Here is a 17,444-nt window from a genome sequence, read left to right as displayed (position 1 = left end):
GGAAAAGACTCTTTCAATATTGAAGTAATAGAAAGACACACCATTATTTAACTTAAAGAAAGCTCTCCAAGAAATTGAGGATAAGTGGCTAGAACAGCTGCAACCATTTTGGGAACGAGGATATAACAAAAAAAATTCCGTTAGTTAACAACATAACAAAAACCAACTCCAAGTTGTGAGTTGGTTTTTGTTATTTTGGGGAACCAGGAGAATAATAATATGGTGGAACCTTAAGCCATCCTCTTTTACGCATGAGCGTTTTTAATGTTGATCCAAACATTGCCCATTCAAGATAGAATTGTAACCACATGATCCCGATGTCATCTCTGATAGCATCCGCTTGTCCTTTTGAACACGCCTGCAAACATGTAACTAACTTAAAAGCAACACCATTTGCAAGTTCATCATCGGTTAACTTTACGCCTAAAGGAATATCATTTGGATCTGAGTTTGGTTTTGCTGATGTTGCATCCGGTAGAGGAATTCCTTCTTTTTTCATAAATTCATTTAACTTTTGTACTTGTGATTCACATAATTGAATGACATCGTTTAACATTTCTCTGACCTCATCATCGGTCGTCGTGTTTAATCCGGCTTCCTCATAACGAATGAACTCTACCATCAAGGTTAAATATGTCCAACAGTCACCAGCTTCAATGATATGTAACGGGGATTTAGGTTCGTTGGTTGTATCAATTGATATTTTAAGCATGTTCCAAATCGCTTCGAAAGGATTAGACATTTTACACCTCCTTATTCATTATCTTTCCAAATTCTGTGTAAATCATGTAACACTTAAAAAATCATTCTCTCAGTTCTACTACAACCCTGTTTGAGAACTTCAACAAAAAAGCGCTAATCCATTGGATCAACGCCCCAAATATGTTTCTATATAAACTTTAAAATGCAATTGTTATTAATAGCATCCAATCTGTGTATAAGAGGATCATTTAATGTGAGTTAGTAATTGTAAACTCCAAATTCTGATGACATTTCGTTGGACTGGGTTTTAATTGTTCTGGTGTTCCTTCACCAATCTTGGATGGTCTTATTCTACATTTTTCGGCTGAAGTGGATCATTCTCTAAAATTTTTTCTACTTCTTCATATCCCTCTAGAAACGCAAAGTTATATCTAGCTGGAAGCGCGAAAACATATTGATTATTTTGTCCCAGTATTCTTGGACCAATAGGTGCTGCACCAATATGGAATTCCTCTTTTTCAAGGGAGGACCATTGATTAAGAGTGAATACCATTATCGGAATATCTTGTCTAGGTTTATCCTCCGTCCATTGTGGATGTCTAATTGAAAAGATTGGACCATTTTCAATTATATTATTTTGTTGTTGATCATTAGAGATACCTTCCCAGGAATCCGATACAATCTGGTAATCTTGCCAACTTTTTGGCAGCGCAAAGGTAAATCCATATTCTGTATTCTCATAAAGAATGGTATCTGTTAATTTATCATCAGTTTCGTTCTGGTTAACTGGATCTTTATCATCGTCGACTTTGTTTTCATCCTTTGTATTACTTTGTTGCCCTTGATCATTTGAATCAAAACTTAATGGAGGGTCTTCATTTATCGGAAGAGAAAGAATAGCGAATAACACTAGGGCAGCAACACTCGCTAAACCTACTGAAATCTTTTTCATTATTGCAGATCTTCTTTTCTTCTTTTCATATGACCTTGCATATTGCAGCAGGTTCTCATGAATGAAATCCTGGGTATCGCTAATAAACTTTTTATCATAATCAGGTTCTGGTAATGATCGAATTTCTCTCTCTAAATCATAAAATCCCTCATTCTTTTTCATAGAGAAATTCCTCCCTTCCTTTCTGCAATGATTTTAACGCGCGATGATAAGTTGTTCGAACCTTATTTTCATTCCAATTTAAAATGGATGCTGTCTCAGATACAGAGAGTTCTTTAATCCCTCTAAGGATGATTACATCTCGATAATTTGCTTTTAAAGATTGGATAGCTTGATAAAGCAACTTGTTATCTTCATTTAGTTGGAGAATTTTCTCCGGTGTTTCCTTATTCGTTTGCTCATCCCAGAACCAAATCATTTGCTTCACCCTTGAACGCTTTCTTTTTCTAATTTCATCTATTCCCACATTGCGCGCAATCGAAAAAAGCCAGGTTTTAGGACTTGATTTTTTCTGATAAGTATCAAAGCCTTTAATGGCTCGGATAAAAACTTCCTGCACCAGATCTTCTACATCAGTTGACCCGATGTAATAAACTAAAAAATGGTATATGTCTTTGTTGTACAAGTAAAACCATTCCGAAATTTTGTTGCTCATCATCAGCTGGTCAACTCCATTTTCCCTCCGATTTTTCAAACTCATAAATTAGTCGAATCCGTGCACCATTTATTTCACTTTATACAAATATTATTTACATTTTTTCTATATTTGGTTAAACACCTAAATTAACGCCCTTATAGTGCAATAAAATAAGGAGCTTGATAATCCAAGCTCCGTCCTTCCCCTCTTTTTCACTTAACATTAAGAACAAAGCTGGACTTTTGTATTCGATGAAGTATCAGCAACTTCTTCGAGTACCAACCTGCTCCAGCAGCACAATAAATAATTCTATAAAAAGAGCGTTAATCCTTCCTGGATCAACGCTCTCGTAATATTATAAACTTAAATTTTCATCTTTTTTAAAGCTAATCTAATTTTATTTAAATGACTAGATAGTACTAATATAAAGTCATGAGGGATAGGTAAATACAGATAATGGAACAAGCAAAAAAGATTACAGCTGTTTTTAAATTCCTCCTAAATTTAAAACCATAAGCACAAAAGAAGATTGCTGCTGCTAATTTGGAACAGGTTTGAAAATAAGCAGTATTCGCAAAAAATGAACTGCTAAAAACAATTGACATAACCAAAGTTGTCAAAATTAGTATTCTAAACCATAAAGGCTCTTTTAGGAAATGGGTAATCATAAATTTTATCCGCTGCATGACCATAAAACTCCCTTCATGTAACGCTTATTACTTAAAGGTATATGTGCATTCTACAAAAGTATCACTTCGTCCACCAATAACGCTTCTTGGTTACCTAAAAGAACAGAAATTTTAAAAACAGGTCACCAATTAGGCCTCTTGGCAACCTGAAAATACTAAAAATTGGAAAAATAAGTCACCAATATGCCTCTTGGATATCTAAAAATATAATAATTGGAAAAACGGGTCACCAATAACGCCTCTTAGCTATTTAAATGAACAATAATTGGAAAAACAAGTAACCTGTAACTTTACTTGACTACCTAAAACAGCAAAAATTGGAAAAGAATTGGTTTAAGATCAGAAACTCTACTAGAACCACAAAAAAAAAACTAACCGGATATGCCCCGATTAGTTCTTCATGTATCTTTTTTTCTTTTTTGAAACCGTCCAGTACGCTAAAGGATTTAAGCTGCTGGATTTACTTCTAATTCAACTTTAATTTTGATGTCTTTTCCTACTAGCACGCCGCCTGTTTCTAGTGCTGCATTCCATGTAAGACCAAATTCTTCTCTGTTGATTTTTGCTTCAGCTTCGAAACCGTAAACTTCTACTCCCCATGGGTTCGTACCTTTGCCGCCAAATTCAACATTAAATGTAACTGGTTTTGTTACATCCTTGATTGTTAAATCGCCAGCTACTTTATAGTCTTCCCCATCTTTGGTAATGCTGGTAGATTTAAAATCAATTGATTGATTATTTTCTGCATCAAAGAAGTCAGCTGATTTTAAATGATTATCGCGATCCTCATTACGCGTGTTAACACTTGCTACGTCAATTTTGAATGCGATTGATGCTGTTGTTAAATCTGTTAGATCTGCTGCTTCAACGTCAGCTGTATAAGAATCGAATTGACCTTTTACTTTTGATACCATCATGTGTTTCACTTCAAAGCCTACTGCTGAGTGCGCTTGGTCTACTGTCCATTTTGCCATTTTACAATTCCCCCAGAATATTAGTAAATTTCATCTCGAATTCGAGATAATTGGATAAAAAAAATAAAGTCCTAATAGTTATCTCGAAATTGATTATCTTTATTTCAAGATAAATTTATCATATATCCATTTTGTTTGTCAATACTTTTTCACCTTAAAATTTTCAATTTATTTTGACACCTTTGTTGTCAGGAAATTTTACCTTGTTATTCATTTTCAAAATTTCATATCCAAACTGTACAAACCTTGTCGTATGTTTAATATGGACTTAAAAAAAGTGATCTAATCCTACCTGGATTAATGCACCCTTGGGAACTCATATATTAATTATTGCTCAACAAGCAGCTCGGCTGGTTGTTAAATCCTTCCTTCTATACACGCTAAGCACAACTCCCATGATAAAAGTATTTAAAAGTGTTGGGACTAACCCATAGCTGATAAAAGGGAAGGATATTGAGGTCAGCAGCAAAGGCCAGCGACCATCCCCCCATTATAAACAAACTGAACCAAGTAAAGAGCCATACCACCTACTAACAGCAACTGAGCTGACTATAGGGAATTAGCCTATGAATATGAACTGCAAGATAACTAAGTTCCTCATTTGAAATAGTGTTACGATATACTAGGTGAATATATTCTTTAATATAAGCCAATAGCATTTTTTAGAGCATTCGAGTGCCTGCCGTTCCAGTCAATAAAGATTTAAAATTCATAATACAGCCTAATTTTTAAGGCACCAATCATAGCTTTAGGGTACGATGTGAATACAGCGGTCGATAATTTCTTTTATCTATAACTCTGAGATTTCATTTTTGATAATTCTTTTGTTAATTTATTTATTTGCAGCTGTATTTTTTGAAACTTTTCATCTAAATCTTTGGCATCTTGCTTCTCTTTTTCTTCCGCAATTTTTAATTCATCAATAGCTGATAATGCGGATAGGACAGCAAGACCGTCTGCAATTGTAGTAAGAATGGATGCGGTTAGTGCAAGCCTAAGGCTGGCAGGTAGTGTTTGCTGGTCATTTTGTTTTGAGTTTGAATCTGTATTATTCATACAAACGCTCCTCTTTTACCAATTACTTAAAGAATATATACATATTAAATATATGCTATCGTAAATGCATTCATTCTAAAAATAAATTGTCCAGTTAGACGATCGTATTGGCAGGGCATGTAATATCTTTTATCAAGGCTGTTTTCGCATTGATTGTTGCTTTTCGAACAAGTACTTGTATCCGCCTTTTTAAAGGTATCGGGGCTCTTTTCGAGGAAACTTCTGAACTAAATTTACATTAAAACTCGTAAAAACTCAGGTGCCAGGTTTTACTTTCGTTGAGAAAGCAACAAAGTTTACGAAAAGAGCCTTAATCAAAGAGGCAAAGGAATGGTTCCTTACCCTTTTTGGGAGAACTGATCACTCTAAGGATCTGTATATTATTAATTAACCCCGACCTTATCGCTTCGTCTTTCCAATAAAACTGTATCACGCCATACTCCGTCCATTTTACCGATTCGTTCCCGCCTTCCAAGCTCCCTGAATCCGTTTTTTATATGTATTTTAATGCTGGCAGCATTCTTAGGGAAAATTGAAGACTGCAGCGTCCAAAAGCCTTGTTCTTCACTTCTTCGGATTAAATTGTCTAGAAGATTACTGCCTACCCCTTTACCAATCATGCGTTGACTGACATAAACACTGACTTCAGCCACACCAGCGTAGACACAGCGACTTGAGACAGCTGTCAAAGCTGCCCAGCCAACTACTTTACCGCTGTATCTGGCAACAATACGACATTCAGAAACATGGCCACGATCCCACTCTTCCCATGAAGGGGCCTCCTTTTGAAAGGTTGCTTGTCCAGTCGCAATCCCCTCGAGGTAAATAGCTCTGACTTGTTCCCAGTCCTCCTGCAACATATCACCAATCAACACATTGTGTTCCATTCATCCCATCTCCAAAACCATTATTTTGTTATGACTAATCATGTGTTGTGCATTTGCTATTCATTCAAACACTTTTTCTACTATTTCCATGGTGATTAAACCTTCCTCATCGATTTCCTCAAAGGTAATGATCACCTCACCAAAATATCCTTGTTCAAAATATCCAAAGACGGTTTCTTTATGAATCTTCCCATTAATATCTTCGTAATAAAGAATCATAGAATTCTCGCCGAATTCTTCTGTTGGATGAACATTTATGGTGATTTTATCTCCTGCCCCAACCGGAGGAATTTGTATGTCAGAATAAATATTATCGTAAGTCAGGTATAAACCTTCAACATCCACTTCTGTTTCATTTTTAATCGTCACGTCAAATCCTGCATGACCTCAAAGTGTAAAGCAAGTATTGCACTTATGCATCCAGTCACTAAAACTAAAAAAAAGATCCTCTTCACGTAGCTACCTCATTAAAAATAATTTTTGTATCTATAAAAGACGTCACTTTCTCTGATCTAGTTTCCTTTAAATTTCCATCATGTTATAGTTTATTTCCTGCTATTTCATACATTTATCACATTTCCATCTTAAGATAGATAAAAATGCAATTTACAATGAATGGAGCTAACGCTAATGAAGAAGATGATGATATTGTTAATCACATTGCTGTTCTTGTCAGCATGTTCGAATGAAGAAACAAAACAGCAGGAACAGGCACCAGAACTTATAGAAGTGACCATTACAACCCCAGAAAAAATTAAAGTTCAAGAGGAAACCACAATCGAAGCGTCCGTCGTTCAAGGTAAAGAAAAGGTCACTGATGCGGATGAGGTAAAGTTTGAAATTTGGAAAGCCGGCATGGATGACCATGAAATGGTCGAAGCCAAGCACCAAAAGGATGGTATTTACTCTATAAAAAAGACTTTCACCGAGGGCGGGAACTATTATATAGTAGCTCATACAACGGCCAGACGTATGCACAGCATGCCAAAAAAAGAGATTACCGTTGAAGCTGTCGAAGGTGAACAAAAAGCAGAAGGTACGGAACATTCGCCTGATGATCATCCATCCGAAGGGTCAGAGCATGAACATGGTGATCACCATAACAGCGAGGTTGATTTTGATTTCCATGTGCACGAACCAATCAAGAGCAATCAGAAAACGGAACTAACTGTTCACCTGAAACAAGGCAGCGAGCAGATTACCGGTGCATCAGTAAGATTTGAAATTTGGGGTGAAAACCAAAGCAAGCATGACTTTATCCCAGCTGTCGAAGATGCCAATGGAGCTTATTCATTAACCAATACTTTCCCTTCATCTGGAACATACAACGTAAAAATTCACGTAGAGAAAGGTAATATCCACGATCATACAGAGAAAACGGTTAACGTGAATTAATTGATATGAAAAAGCCCTTCCAATTTTGAAGGGCTTTTATGCATATAGTCCTATGGTTACGGCTCCATTAATCTGCGATTGAATTCATCCCAAAATTCTTGATACATCTCTTTATCATAGTCATCAACAATTATTTTTGTATCAGATTCCTCAAAAAAGTTCTTAGCTTGTCTGGCAAAATAAAGAATTTTATTCTTATAGTCAGCATGATTTAATGTAACTATGAGTCCTGGATAATATATAGATCCCGTTTCCGGATTGGTCGTTTCCACCTTTACAAAATCAGATAATTCCACTTGATCCCCAATGTGTTTGACGGTCCAGTGTATTGATATTGGGCAGCTTACCATCAACAATAAACCACAGCCGTGCAAAATCAGTCCCTCTCCATTCATTGGATCTGAAATATATTCTTTTTCAATTGTCCTTAACAAAGACAAAGCAGACTCACTTAGTCCCCATACCTCTTCGATTCCAGAATGAGTGATGATGGTATCATTAACCTTCAAGTGAATTTCACCATGTGAACATAAATCCTTTCTTGGCGAGCCAATCCAATGCTGATTAACGATTTTTAATTCAAATTGCTGATCCATAGCTGCCCTGCCTTTTCTTCATGGAGAAATTCACATTTATTTTTTTACCTCATAATGCAGCTCCGCAAATTGGTTAAATTGCTTCATCCCTTTCAGGGACAATTCCAGGTCAAAATCAAGCTCTTTAAATAAAGGAATGCCTTTTCCGATTGAAACTGGAGCTACTGTCATAATCAGTTCATCAACTAGTTTTTCCTTTAAAAACGAATGAATCAGCTCGCCTCCACCGACAAGCCAGATTCGTTTTCCTTCTTCCCTTTTCAGCTTATTCGTAAAATCAACGACATTTCCGCTGATAAATTTTACGAACTCAGTATCTTCATGCGATGTCCTCGAGAATACGTAACATTCTTTGTTCTTGTAGGGAAAATCACCATTTTCATGTTCCATCACCCAATCATATGTCCGTTTTCCAATTAAAATCGTATCGACTGTTTCATAAAAGTTTGAATAGCCATTATCCCCTTCACCTTCAACCTTGAAAAGCCAATCCAAAGTGTCATCCTCTCTGGCGATGTATCCATCCAAGCTTGTGGCAATGTATATAGCTAAAATGCGTTCATTGTTCATCGGTTACCACCCTTATTAACTATAATAATCATTATGTAAACTTATTTATTTCCTGAATTTTTCCGGATTTTCTATTCGGATCGAACGAACTTCCCCACAGTTTAAACAAAATGTATAAATCTTATTAGACCCTGTTGAAAATTTTTTATCCAGAGGTCTAATTGCCATAAAGTCCGTTCCCTCAGTAAATTCGGTTCCATCGCATTTTACACATTTCATCTCGTTCATCCGCCTCATCTCCTCTTAATTCCTTATAGGGTTATTAACGTTTTAGCTGTAAAAAGGTTTCATTTATTAACCAACTTTAGCTTGTCCAGAAAATTTTTTCTTTTTTTCCTAAAAAACCCTTTTAATAGGTGTAATTTTACACTATATTAGTTATTAGGTAAATAAACAGGTGGATTTCCGTAATCTTGGAGGAGGTTTTTACATGAAAAATAAGAAGCAACTTTTGATTAGTATCACGGTTACAACTCTGATGCTTGTTGCGAGTATAAGCTATCTTTTATTAAGTGACCGGGACAGCTATAAGTATTACACTGGGCTCGGTAGCGGTCTTGCTATATCCGATGATGATCAGCGTCTGGCTTTTTCCTATTACCAAGACGGCCGCGAAGCGATCTATATTGCTGAGTCTGACGGTAAGAACCCCAAAAAAGTTACCCATCCAACAACTGAGCAGCACCTTGATCCTGAGTTTTCACCAGATGGCAGCAAGCTTCTATATTTATCAAGAAATGCCGATAAGATTCAATCACTATTTATCGCCAACCAGGATGGCGTTAATCCAAAGAAACTATCTAATGATGAGCTGCATGTTTCTGAAGCCATTTTTTCAAAGGATGGAAGTCAAATCTTTTTTTCCGGTATGCCCGCTAAGGACTTTAAAGATTGGGAATCCAGTACAGACGTAGGATTTGATTTATTTTCAGTCAATAATGACGGTAAGAACCTAAAACAGCTAACGGATGATAAACGACTATCGATGGAGAGCATAGCCCTTTCTCCTGATGGCAAAGAACTTCTCTTTAAGGATTATACGGACCTTTATATGTACAACATCGAAAAAGAAGAAATTTCCTTTTCTGAGTTTACGAAGATGATGCCGTCAGAGCCATTCTATCTCACGCTTTCCCCTAAGAGAAACGTAGTCGCCTATACAGCAGTCTCAAAGGAATCTACAAACTCTTCCCTCTATGAGTATGAGTTGTTTCTTAAGAACTTGGAAAATGGTGAGAATACTAGATTGACTAACCTGAAAAAAGCGGTTGTTTCTCCTGTGTTTTTTCATTCGAATGACAAAATCCTGTTCCTAGAGCATACAAATTGGCCGAACGACCCGAATCATTTCAAGCTGATGACTGTCAATCTGGATTCTAAAGAAATTTCTGAGATTCCGCTGGAACTACCTGCCTCGAATGCTAGCAATATAATGATGCAGGCAGTCGATTATACCATAAACAGCTGGACAATTGGTTTGCTGTATACCATCATACTCTTCCTGTTAACATTGTATATTCAGCCTAAGAAAGTATTTTTACCATCATTCATTAGCCTGGCAATAGCTGTTCTTTCAATCATTGCCAGCTTTATTGTGGCAGGAATGGTTGATCCGTGGATGGGCATCGGCGTCGGAATGATGTCAGTTGGAATTGGGCTCTGCACGCTTGCATCGTTTCTGCTTGCTTTCGGGATCAAATTTTATAGAAAAAAAGCTTAACGAGAGGAGATAGAAAAATGTCCGATGGTTTAGGAATGGCATTGACGTTTATCTTGGAGATTATTCTATTTGGCTTAATCAATTACTACACGGTAAAACTTTCATTGAGAAATGTAAAAAAACGGATCTGGGGAGGAATCATATTCCTCCTGCTAACCCCTATTATCTTTTTCGGCACGCTTTTTTTCGTTGGGATCTGGGATGAAGGTGGTTGGGGTGCTGGCATATTGGCAGTCATTTTTACAGGTATTTATATTTTGAATGGAATAATCATGCTGCTATCATCCATTCATATTTATTTTAACAAACCTAGGTAAAGGAAACTTTTTCCAACCTTCTTCGTAAAATAATTTACAGTTTTTTCAGATGGCTGACGCAAAAATGACACTCTATATCTATTCAGGAATACTGATGATATTTTACTATCCATTTTGATTTTGCCAATTCAATATCGATTTATCAAAGCCATTAAGGCCGAGGAGAACAAATTAAGATCGAATGGCAAGAAGCAAGCGACATGTATGACAAATTGGATGCTGGCCAATTAGTTTTACATGAAAATGTCCAAGGGAACGGACTATTTTTTCTAGCTAATGTTCTTGCTTCAAGTATTTATCGAATAAAATACCGCAAATAATTGTTCTTGGGCCTATTTGGGTCCTTTTTTTATTTCTAATGATAGCCACCCTTTTAAAAAAGGAATTAATATCCCCGTTCGCAGCGTTTTACCTAAGTTTGATTAAATATATTTATCATATCATTGGTTGGACTTATTTTAATACCAGTTAGAATCGACTTAATACCAGTTGAACCGATTTTAATACCGGTTGGAATCAATATAATACCAGTTGGACCGATTTTAATACAAGTTCGACTAATTTTATAAATGGTTGAAGAATTTACCCAATAACCATTCATTGCACAAAAAAACTGCCAATATCATTGGCAGCTTAAAATTTAATGCTTCGTATCCTTGTTAATATCTTCATTGATTTCCTTCTTGATATCATCCGTGATTCCTTCGGTAGCCTTCTTGAACTCTCTCATTGACTTCCCTACTGCACGTCCAATTTCAGGTAGCTTGTTTGGCCCAAAGATGATCAGCGCGATGACGAGTATGAGGATTAATCCTGGAAATCCTATATTTGAAAGCATGCTATCGTCTCCTAATTAAAAGATATGTCCATTATAGCGAATAATCTTTTAAAAATGAACCCATATCTTATTTCTTCGCATTATCTAGATGGTTTGGAAAAAATTGAACTAGAGCATTTTACCATTAAAGGAGTGAATAGAATGATACAGAAATATTCGATTGGCCTATTTTTAACGAGCTTGATCCTATTTTCGCTTTTATCCGGAAACGTACAAGCTCAAACTACAGTTCCAGCTGATTTTGGTGCCAAGGGAGCACTTCAGGATACTTCCATAACAATGGAAGAGGCTCTTGTTTATGCGATCCAGGATGAATACCTTGCCCAGGCAAGATATGACGCCATAATCAGCAAATTCGGTTCCATCAGACCATTTAGCAATATTAAGGCAGCGGAACAGCGGCATATCACAGCTTTGCTCAGTTTATTCCAAAAATACAATGTGAAAATACCGGCGGATACAGCCAAACAATACGTTTCAGCTCCGGCTACTTTAAAAGAAGCCTTCCAGCAGGGAGTCGATGGCGAAATCGACAACATTGCCATGTACAATAAGCTTGCTGCCACCCCTGCCCTTCCGCAGGACGTAAAGTTGGTCTTCACGCAGCTCGGCGATGCTTCAAAAAATCATTTGCAGGCTTTTAGAAGAGGATTGAGCAGTAATTAATAAGAATATCAACTTAGAAAGCAATGGACTTCCATTGCTTTTTTTAATGACCGTAATCGAAGAGTCCTAACACACGACTGTTCCGCTCTTGACGATATTCTTTCCATATTATAAATATTTTTCAAAACACCTATTTACATTGACGCAGCGTCAAGGTGTAAAGTAAAGGGTGTCAGGAGGTGACAGCATGGAATACACGATTCAGAATCTAGCAAAGATGGCAGGAATCACAAGCAGGACATTGCGATATTACGACGAAATTGGGATTCTTAAGCCGGCAAGAATCAATTCGTCCGGATACCGCATTTACGGAGAGGCAGAGGTTGATCGACTGCAGCAAATCCTTTTTTACCGAGAGCTTGATGTTGATTTAGAAAGCATTAAGAAGATTATTACCTCTCCGTCCTTCAATGAAACAAAAGCACTTGAAGAACATCGCGAAAAACTTCTGACAAAAAGAGAACAATTGGATCAATTGATTGCCAATGTTGAGAAAACATTAGCTTATAGAGAAGGGAGAATTCATATGAGTAACGATGACAAGTTTGAAGCTTTTAAAGAAAATATGATTGAAGAAAATGAAAAGAAATATGGGGATGAAATAAGGGCTAAATATGGGGAAGAACAAGTCGAAAAATCCAACCAACAGCTGAAAAATATGTCAAAGTCTCAATTTGCAGAAGCGGAAAAGCTTGGGGAAGATGTTCTGGAAACCCTAAACAAAGCATTCCTGACTGGTGATCCGGCAGGCGAACTTGGCCAAAAAACAGCCGATTTGCACCGCAAATGGCTGACTATTTATTGGGGAAACTACTCAAAAGAAGCACATGCAGGTGTCGCACAAATGTATGTAGATGACGAGCGATTTGCAAAGTACTACGATAAAAAGCATCCTGGCGCAGCGAAATTCCTGAGAGATGCTGTTCATATTTATACCGGCCAGAATAAATGATTGTTATGGGAAATATAGCAGCAAAAATGGAATTTCTATATAAAGGCCAACTTAAGATTAAAAGATAGATTAGGCAATATTGTTTGCTTAATCTTTCCTTTTTTGTACCTTCTAAACTCCCCTGTTACTACAAAATGTTATTAAACATTCTAACGTTTCATATTATCCTCATAATTTTTCCGAAAAGGAACATGTTATTTATGAGGAGTGAGAACGTGAAGGATAAGACATTATTAAATTTAATAACCACCTTCGGAATAATCGGAAGCGTATTTTTTTTATTGAGAAAAAAAGGTGCATTAAAAGACTGGTTTCTCATTTATTTATTTAAAACGTTAATTTCAACGTTATTAGATGGACCAGTAATAAAGAAAAAATATTTGCAGTATCCGCTCCGGTATTTCCCGCATTTATTTGACTCAAATATTGTATTTCTATATATTTTGTTTCCTTTATCGTGTGTCATGTACAATCAATTCACCTTTAAAATGAAGCCCTTAAAAGCAATTTTAAGTGTTTTCCTTTTTAGCGGTCCAATGACACTCATTGAAAATTGGCTTGAAAAGAAAACCAGATTAGTGAGATATCGAAAAGGCTGGAACGGCTTTTATACCTTTTCTGTTCTCTCTTTTACTTTTTTGTTAGTCAAGGTGTTCATTGAATGGATTCGTCTGTTAGATAGAAAAAGAAACGCCAGTCTAAATCCTTAAAAAACAAATAATAAATCCCCTGGGTATTGCCAAGGGGATTTATTTACCTTTACTTCGTCATTCTGTTGGCTGAGCTTGAGAAGCTTTTTGTGCTAGATTTACGGCACTTAGTGCTGACGAAATTTCGTTCGATGCCTGTTTAATTGCTTCCTGAGCAAGTATCGGATCGGCATTTGCTTTTTCGATCGCTTTTGTTAATAAATCCTGGGTTAGTGTTACATTTGCTTTTGCTTGATTTAGTTGATTCACATCAATTTGCGGCATGAGTATCTCTCCTTTTATTTTTGACTACCCCTATATCATGAACATTGATGTTCTTTTTATTAAGGTAAAAACTACTACCTTAATAAAATGGAGAAATCGAGTATAAATCCGTTCTGTATAGTTCTCCTGTTCAAATGAAACTATATAAAAGTGGAGGTGAATACATTGACGAGTGAAAAAAATGAAAGTCAAAACAAAATTAAATACAGCATTTGGGATACAAGAACGGATGAAAAACAAAGTAAGATTCTTGAAGCGCCTAACTTAATTGAAGGATTCAACCGAGATTCAAAAAAAAGAATTCATAAAGAAGAGTGATTTGATCCTTATGGCGAGTTTATTTCTTACTTTAAATTTTCTGCTCAATTTAAAAAGGGCTGCCAGAGCAACCCTTTTACCAGTTATTAAAAAATTTCCTTTTAATTTAATGCATTACTGAAAATCACATTCTGATTTTTCCCATTTTGCTTAGCCGAATAGAGTGCCTGATCCGCGGTCTTCTTCAGCTTTTCAATACTTGAACCGTGATCCGGATAAATCGAGAGACCGGAACTATAGGTAATAGAAATTTTATTGCCAGAGGCAAAAATGGGGTTTAAAGTTAAATAATCATTTAATCTAGAGTAAATATCAGTTGTAACAGCAGTGTCTTGGGTATCCACGATTAACATAAATTCATCACCGGCATATCGAAACCCTTCTATATCCGTGCAGCAAATGCTCTTTAATCCCTCTGCAAAGGTTTTCAGATATAGATCCCCAGTTTCATGACCATACAAATCGTTAATGCCCTTCAAGTTGTCCAAGTCCAGCATAATTAACGAAAAGGAACTATTCACTTCTAGTCGTTTCGTGATATGAGAATTGAACGCTCTTTGGTTTTTCAACCCGGTTAATTCATCCGTATTAGAAAGGGTATGTATTTCTTCATAAAGTCTTGCCGTTTCGATCGAAGTCATCACCTGGGCTCCGATCAGCTGCAAAAGTTCCTCATGTTCTTTTCGATAGGCAAACTCTTTGAAACTTTGAGCTGATATGACAGCTTTTACATGATCATCGATTATGATCGGAACAAACAAATGCGAGATCGTGTCCACTCTTCCGACCATTGTCTTCATATCATCATCTTCTTGAATACGATGATGAATGATTTTGCGGCTCTTGATTACTCGAGTCGTATTGTTTTCCCCATATTCTATTGAAAACTTTGGCAAGGGTTGACCATCTTCCATTAATATTAAGAAATCTATGTTATTTTCCGCTTCATTAGGAACAGCCAAATAAAAAGAGTCGGTTGGAATGACTTCTGAGACCATTTCATAGGCCTTTTTCAACAGAGCTTCTTCATTTACCGTTTTACTGCATTCCTTGGCAAAATTCATGATTATTTTATAATGCTCAGCCAACCAGCTCATACTCTCCAATTGAAGTGTATGATCTGCTTTTCTTTTTAAAAAATAACGTTTTTTCGTGAGTTTTGTATTTATCATATTAGCACTTCCATAAGAGATTACTATATAGACACGTTAATTATTATTATAGAGCACTAAAAGCGTTTTTAATATATGATAAATTTAATGTCGTCAGTTATTTGTTAAGGTCAGCTGATTTTGGCAGCACTTATAAGTTAAGCCTGCCCATAACAATCGTGTCATAGTAGTTGCCATCGGAAAGCAGCTTGTCTTTTTTCAACACCCCTTCTACTTCAAATCCGTATCTTTTATATAGCTCGCACGCTTTCTCATTCGTTTCGAGAACATGTAAGCAAATTTTCTTAATTCCATTTGAGTCTGCCCATTTAATCGACTCTTCTAAAAGTTTTTTTCCAATCCCATATCCCCAAAATTCTTTAAGAACTCCGATCCCAAATTCCACTCGATGAGAGCTTCTTTTCAAATTGTTGCCTGCACATCTTGAAAAACCAGCAATTCTCCCATTCACTTCAGCAACTAAAAATAGATTATGTTCACTTTCGGTATCGTTTTTTATGATTTGGATAAATCCAGCTTCATCTATGTATGCTTCGCCGCGTTCCCGATCCATATTTTCCGTTTCTCCATCAATTTGCAAACGGACTTCGGACAATACTTTCGCATCTTTCTCCTCTGCAGACCTGATATAATAGTGCAATTCACGAACATGAAACTCTTTTGGTTCTATTCTCATTTCGTTTTCTCCTATCAATCTATTTTTATACATTTATTTCCTATTAGGGATTTATATATTATCATCAGTTCATGGCTGTGTCACTTATTTTTCACGTGAATGCTAGTCCAATTTTAAATTTTTTTTAATAGTTCATATAAGAAATGACAGAACATACAAATAACAACCAACAGAATGGAAGAGCAAGATTTCGAATTAAACTTTGAGCAGATATATGGTAAAACTAATGTAAGAGAATTCATATTTCTTTTTGCAAAGTTTCTGATATATAGCTTACTGACGTTAGAAAAACAAGAGGAGTAAATCGATGAAAGCAAAAGATATTGGAGCGATGTTTGCGCTTGCTGCCTTGTGGGGAGCCTCATTCCTATTTATTCGGATCGCTTCACCAGTAATTGGCCCAATTTTCACGATTCAAGGCCGTGTAACAATTGCAGCAATAGCGTTGTTGTTTTACATATTTATGATCGGGCAATCAACACAATTTAAACGACTTTGGAAACAATATCTAATTATTGGTGCATTGAATGCAGCATTGCCATTTACCTTGATTGCTATCGCTGCCCTTCATTTAAATGCATCCATGTCGGCAATTATCAATTCCATGACACCACTATTTACAGCGCTTGTCGTTTGGGTATGGATGAAGGAAAAGTTAACTATGAGAAAATGGCTGGGGATTTTAACAGGTACGAGTGGGGTCATTATTCTCGTAGGGTGGAGCCCGATCCCCTTAACAATAGAAGTGCTAATTGCGATCATCCTATCTGTTCTTTCCACAGTATCCTATGGCATTGCAGGTGTGTATGCTAAGAAGAATTTTGGAGGAGTCCCTCCTTTGTCAGTTGCTTTTGGTCAACAATTGGGTGCAAGCTTGCTACTCATTCCATTCACCTTATTCCATTTGCCAGAATCAACTGCAATCATTACCCCAATCGCAGCATTTTCAGTTGTGGGTCTTGCTCTTCTTTGCACCGCCATTGCATACTTACTGTATTTCTACCTGATCGAAAGTGTAGGTCCGACGAAAACCTTAAGTGTGACATTTTTGATTCCGTTTTTCGGTATGCTATGGGGTGTACTATTCCTGAATGAACAAATTAGTTTAGGGATGATCGCAGGTCTTATCGTTATATTAAGCAGCATTTTCCTTATTTTTGATTTCCAGCCTAAAAGAGTAACTAGGAAAGCGGCGTAAATACCCGTTATTACGTGTTAAGCTGGTCTTATTTTGTCTTATTAAATTAAGTTAGGAAAAATATCTAGTGGCTCAGCAACGCGGTCTATAGTTTATTAAGGTTTCAGAAAATACCTTTAATTAAACTCGCCAATATTGAACTGCACCTCCATTGT

The 17,444-nt window shown here is 36.5% G+C and carries 24 protein-coding genes and 2 pseudogenes; 9 read left to right on the top strand and 17 right to left on the bottom strand.

What is annotated here, in order from left to right:
• Positions 1–190: 190 nt before the first annotated feature.
• The 9 genes and pseudogenes from V7654_RS13595 to V7654_RS13555 all read right to left on the bottom strand — a co-directional run bounded on the left by V7654_RS13595 (position 191) and on the right by V7654_RS13555 (position 6,266).
• The gene (locus tag V7654_RS13595; protein ID WP_335430943.1) at positions 191–742 is read right to left on the bottom strand and encodes a DUF3231 family protein; all 552 of its coding nucleotides are present in this window, start codon (positions 740–742) and stop codon (positions 191–193) included.
• 306 nt (positions 743–1,048) lie between these two features.
• Complete coding sequence (locus V7654_RS13590; protein WP_335430942.1) at positions 1,049–1,816, bottom strand: hypothetical protein; 768 nt, start codon at positions 1,814–1,816, stop codon at positions 1,049–1,051.
• The gene (locus V7654_RS13585; protein WP_335430941.1) at positions 1,803–2,354 is read right to left on the bottom strand and encodes an RNA polymerase sigma factor; all 552 of its coding nucleotides are present in this window, start codon (positions 2,352–2,354) and stop codon (positions 1,803–1,805) included. Before V7654_RS13585 ends, V7654_RS13590 begins: the two co-directional genes overlap by 14 nt.
• Before the next feature lie 1,072 nt (positions 2,355–3,426).
• The gene (locus V7654_RS13580) at positions 3,427–3,954 is read right to left on the bottom strand and encodes a YceI family protein (RefSeq protein ID WP_335430939.1); all 528 of its coding nucleotides are present in this window, start codon (positions 3,952–3,954) and stop codon (positions 3,427–3,429) included.
• A gap of 334 nt (positions 3,955–4,288) precedes the next feature.
• Positions 4,289–4,497, bottom strand: a pseudogene (locus tag V7654_RS13575) (FtsW/RodA/SpoVE family cell cycle protein); the annotation flags it as partial.
• Positions 4,485–4,598: pseudogene (locus V7654_RS13570) on the bottom strand (transcription antiterminator BglG); the annotation flags it as partial. The pseudogenes V7654_RS13575 and V7654_RS13570, both read right to left, overlap by 13 nt.
• Before the next feature lie 142 nt (positions 4,599–4,740).
• Entirely contained in the window at positions 4,741–5,010 is a 270-nt protein-coding gene (locus tag V7654_RS13565) for a hypothetical protein (protein WP_335430938.1), read from the bottom strand.
• Positions 5,011–5,393: 383 nt separating this feature from the next.
• Entirely contained in the window at positions 5,394–5,897 is a 504-nt protein-coding gene (locus V7654_RS13560) for a GNAT family N-acetyltransferase (protein ID WP_335430936.1), read from the bottom strand.
• A gap of 60 nt (positions 5,898–5,957) precedes the next feature.
• Complete coding sequence (locus V7654_RS13555) at positions 5,958–6,266, bottom strand: hypothetical protein (RefSeq protein WP_335430934.1); 309 nt, start codon at positions 6,264–6,266, stop codon at positions 5,958–5,960.
• A gap of 261 nt (positions 6,267–6,527) precedes the next feature.
• Between V7654_RS13555 and V7654_RS13550 the strand changes: the two genes are divergently transcribed.
• Complete coding sequence (locus V7654_RS13550; RefSeq protein WP_335430932.1) at positions 6,528–7,292, top strand: FixH family protein; 765 nt, start codon at positions 6,528–6,530, stop codon at positions 7,290–7,292.
• Positions 7,293–7,348: 56 nt separating this feature from the next.
• Here V7654_RS13550 and V7654_RS13545 read toward each other — a convergent pair whose 3' ends face one another.
• Genes V7654_RS13545 through V7654_RS13535 form a run of 3 tightly spaced genes read right to left on the bottom strand, consistent with a single transcriptional unit; the run spans position 7,349 to position 8,686 of the window.
• Positions 7,349–7,888 (bottom strand): hypothetical protein, encoded by a 540-nt coding sequence (locus V7654_RS13545; RefSeq protein WP_335430930.1) that lies wholly within the window; start codon positions 7,886–7,888, stop codon positions 7,349–7,351.
• A 36-nt stretch (positions 7,889–7,924) separates the two neighbouring features.
• The gene (locus tag V7654_RS13540) at positions 7,925–8,458 is read right to left on the bottom strand and encodes a dihydrofolate reductase family protein (protein WP_335430928.1); all 534 of its coding nucleotides are present in this window, start codon (positions 8,456–8,458) and stop codon (positions 7,925–7,927) included.
• Positions 8,459–8,503: 45 nt separating this feature from the next.
• Complete coding sequence (locus V7654_RS13535) at positions 8,504–8,686, bottom strand: hypothetical protein (protein ID WP_335430927.1); 183 nt, start codon at positions 8,684–8,686, stop codon at positions 8,504–8,506.
• 202 nt (positions 8,687–8,888) lie between these two features.
• Here V7654_RS13535 and V7654_RS13530 point away from each other — a divergent pair, with 202 nt between their 5' ends.
• The 3 genes from V7654_RS13530 (at position 8,889) to V7654_RS23935 (ending at position 10,815) form a co-directional block, all read left to right on the top strand.
• Entirely contained in the window at positions 8,889–10,178 is a 1,290-nt protein-coding gene (locus V7654_RS13530) for a TolB family protein (protein WP_335430926.1), read from the top strand.
• 17 nt (positions 10,179–10,195) lie between these two features.
• On the top strand, positions 10,196–10,495 hold the full coding sequence (locus V7654_RS13525; protein WP_335430925.1) for a hypothetical protein: 300 nt from the start codon (positions 10,196–10,198) through the stop codon (positions 10,493–10,495).
• A gap of 200 nt (positions 10,496–10,695) precedes the next feature.
• Entirely contained in the window at positions 10,696–10,815 is a 120-nt protein-coding gene (locus tag V7654_RS23935; RefSeq protein WP_438825301.1) for a DUF3949 domain-containing protein, read from the top strand.
• Positions 10,816–10,907: 92 nt separating this feature from the next.
• Here the strand turns inward: V7654_RS23935 and V7654_RS13520 are convergent, their stop codons facing one another.
• Both V7654_RS13520 and tatA read right to left on the bottom strand, forming a co-directional pair.
• A complete protein-coding gene (locus tag V7654_RS13520; RefSeq protein ID WP_335430923.1) occupies positions 10,908–11,096 on the bottom strand; it encodes a hypothetical protein in 189 nt (62 codons plus the stop codon).
• Positions 11,097–11,135: 39 nt separating this feature from the next.
• On the bottom strand, positions 11,136–11,333 hold the full coding sequence (tatA, locus tag V7654_RS13515; RefSeq protein ID WP_335430922.1) for a twin-arginine translocase TatA/TatE family subunit: 198 nt from the start codon (positions 11,331–11,333) through the stop codon (positions 11,136–11,138).
• Positions 11,334–11,474: 141 nt separating this feature from the next.
• Between tatA and V7654_RS13510 the strand changes: the two genes are divergently transcribed.
• From V7654_RS13510 to V7654_RS13500, 3 genes are all read left to right on the top strand, one after another.
• Positions 11,475–11,999, top strand: coding sequence for a DUF2202 domain-containing protein (locus V7654_RS13510; protein WP_335430921.1), 525 nt, complete (start codon positions 11,475–11,477; stop codon positions 11,997–11,999).
• Positions 12,000–12,186: 187 nt separating this feature from the next.
• The gene (locus V7654_RS13505; protein WP_335430919.1) at positions 12,187–12,951 is read left to right on the top strand and encodes a MerR family transcriptional regulator; all 765 of its coding nucleotides are present in this window, start codon (positions 12,187–12,189) and stop codon (positions 12,949–12,951) included.
• Between the two features lie 215 nt (positions 12,952–13,166).
• On the top strand, positions 13,167–13,661 hold the full coding sequence (locus V7654_RS13500; protein ID WP_335430918.1) for a CBO0543 family protein: 495 nt from the start codon (positions 13,167–13,169) through the stop codon (positions 13,659–13,661).
• A 57-nt stretch (positions 13,662–13,718) separates the two neighbouring features.
• On the opposite strand, the gene V7654_RS13495 is transcribed toward V7654_RS13500, so the two are convergent.
• Positions 13,719–13,925 carry a hypothetical protein gene (locus tag V7654_RS13495; RefSeq protein WP_335430916.1) on the bottom strand — a complete coding sequence of 69 codons (207 nt, stop codon included), beginning with the start codon at positions 13,923–13,925 and terminating at the stop codon, positions 13,719–13,721.
• Between the two features lie 165 nt (positions 13,926–14,090).
• On the opposite strand from V7654_RS13495, the gene V7654_RS13490 reads away from it, so the two are divergent.
• A complete protein-coding gene (locus V7654_RS13490; protein WP_335430915.1) occupies positions 14,091–14,243 on the top strand; it encodes a hypothetical protein in 153 nt (50 codons plus the stop codon).
• 101 nt (positions 14,244–14,344) lie between these two features.
• Here V7654_RS13490 and V7654_RS13485 read toward each other — a convergent pair whose 3' ends face one another.
• The gene (locus V7654_RS13485; protein WP_335430913.1) at positions 14,345–15,340 is read right to left on the bottom strand and encodes a sensor domain-containing diguanylate cyclase; all 996 of its coding nucleotides are present in this window, start codon (positions 15,338–15,340) and stop codon (positions 14,345–14,347) included.
• Between the two features lie 205 nt (positions 15,341–15,545).
• On the bottom strand, positions 15,546–16,091 hold the full coding sequence (locus V7654_RS13480) for a GNAT family N-acetyltransferase (RefSeq protein ID WP_335430912.1): 546 nt from the start codon (positions 16,089–16,091) through the stop codon (positions 15,546–15,548).
• A 307-nt stretch (positions 16,092–16,398) separates the two neighbouring features.
• Between V7654_RS13480 and V7654_RS13475 the strand changes: the two genes are divergently transcribed.
• Entirely contained in the window at positions 16,399–17,289 is an 891-nt protein-coding gene (locus V7654_RS13475) for a DMT family transporter (protein ID WP_335430910.1), read from the top strand.
• The last annotated feature ends 155 nt before the right edge of the window (positions 17,290–17,444 follow it).

This window comes from Bacillus sp. JJ1609, from assembly GCF_036967045.1.
In the GTDB taxonomy this organism is placed as follows: Bacteria; Bacillota; Bacilli; order Bacillales; family Cytobacillaceae; genus Mesobacillus.
The sequence above is the reverse complement of the archived record's forward strand: the minus strand, read 5'-3'. Positions and strand labels throughout refer to the sequence as shown.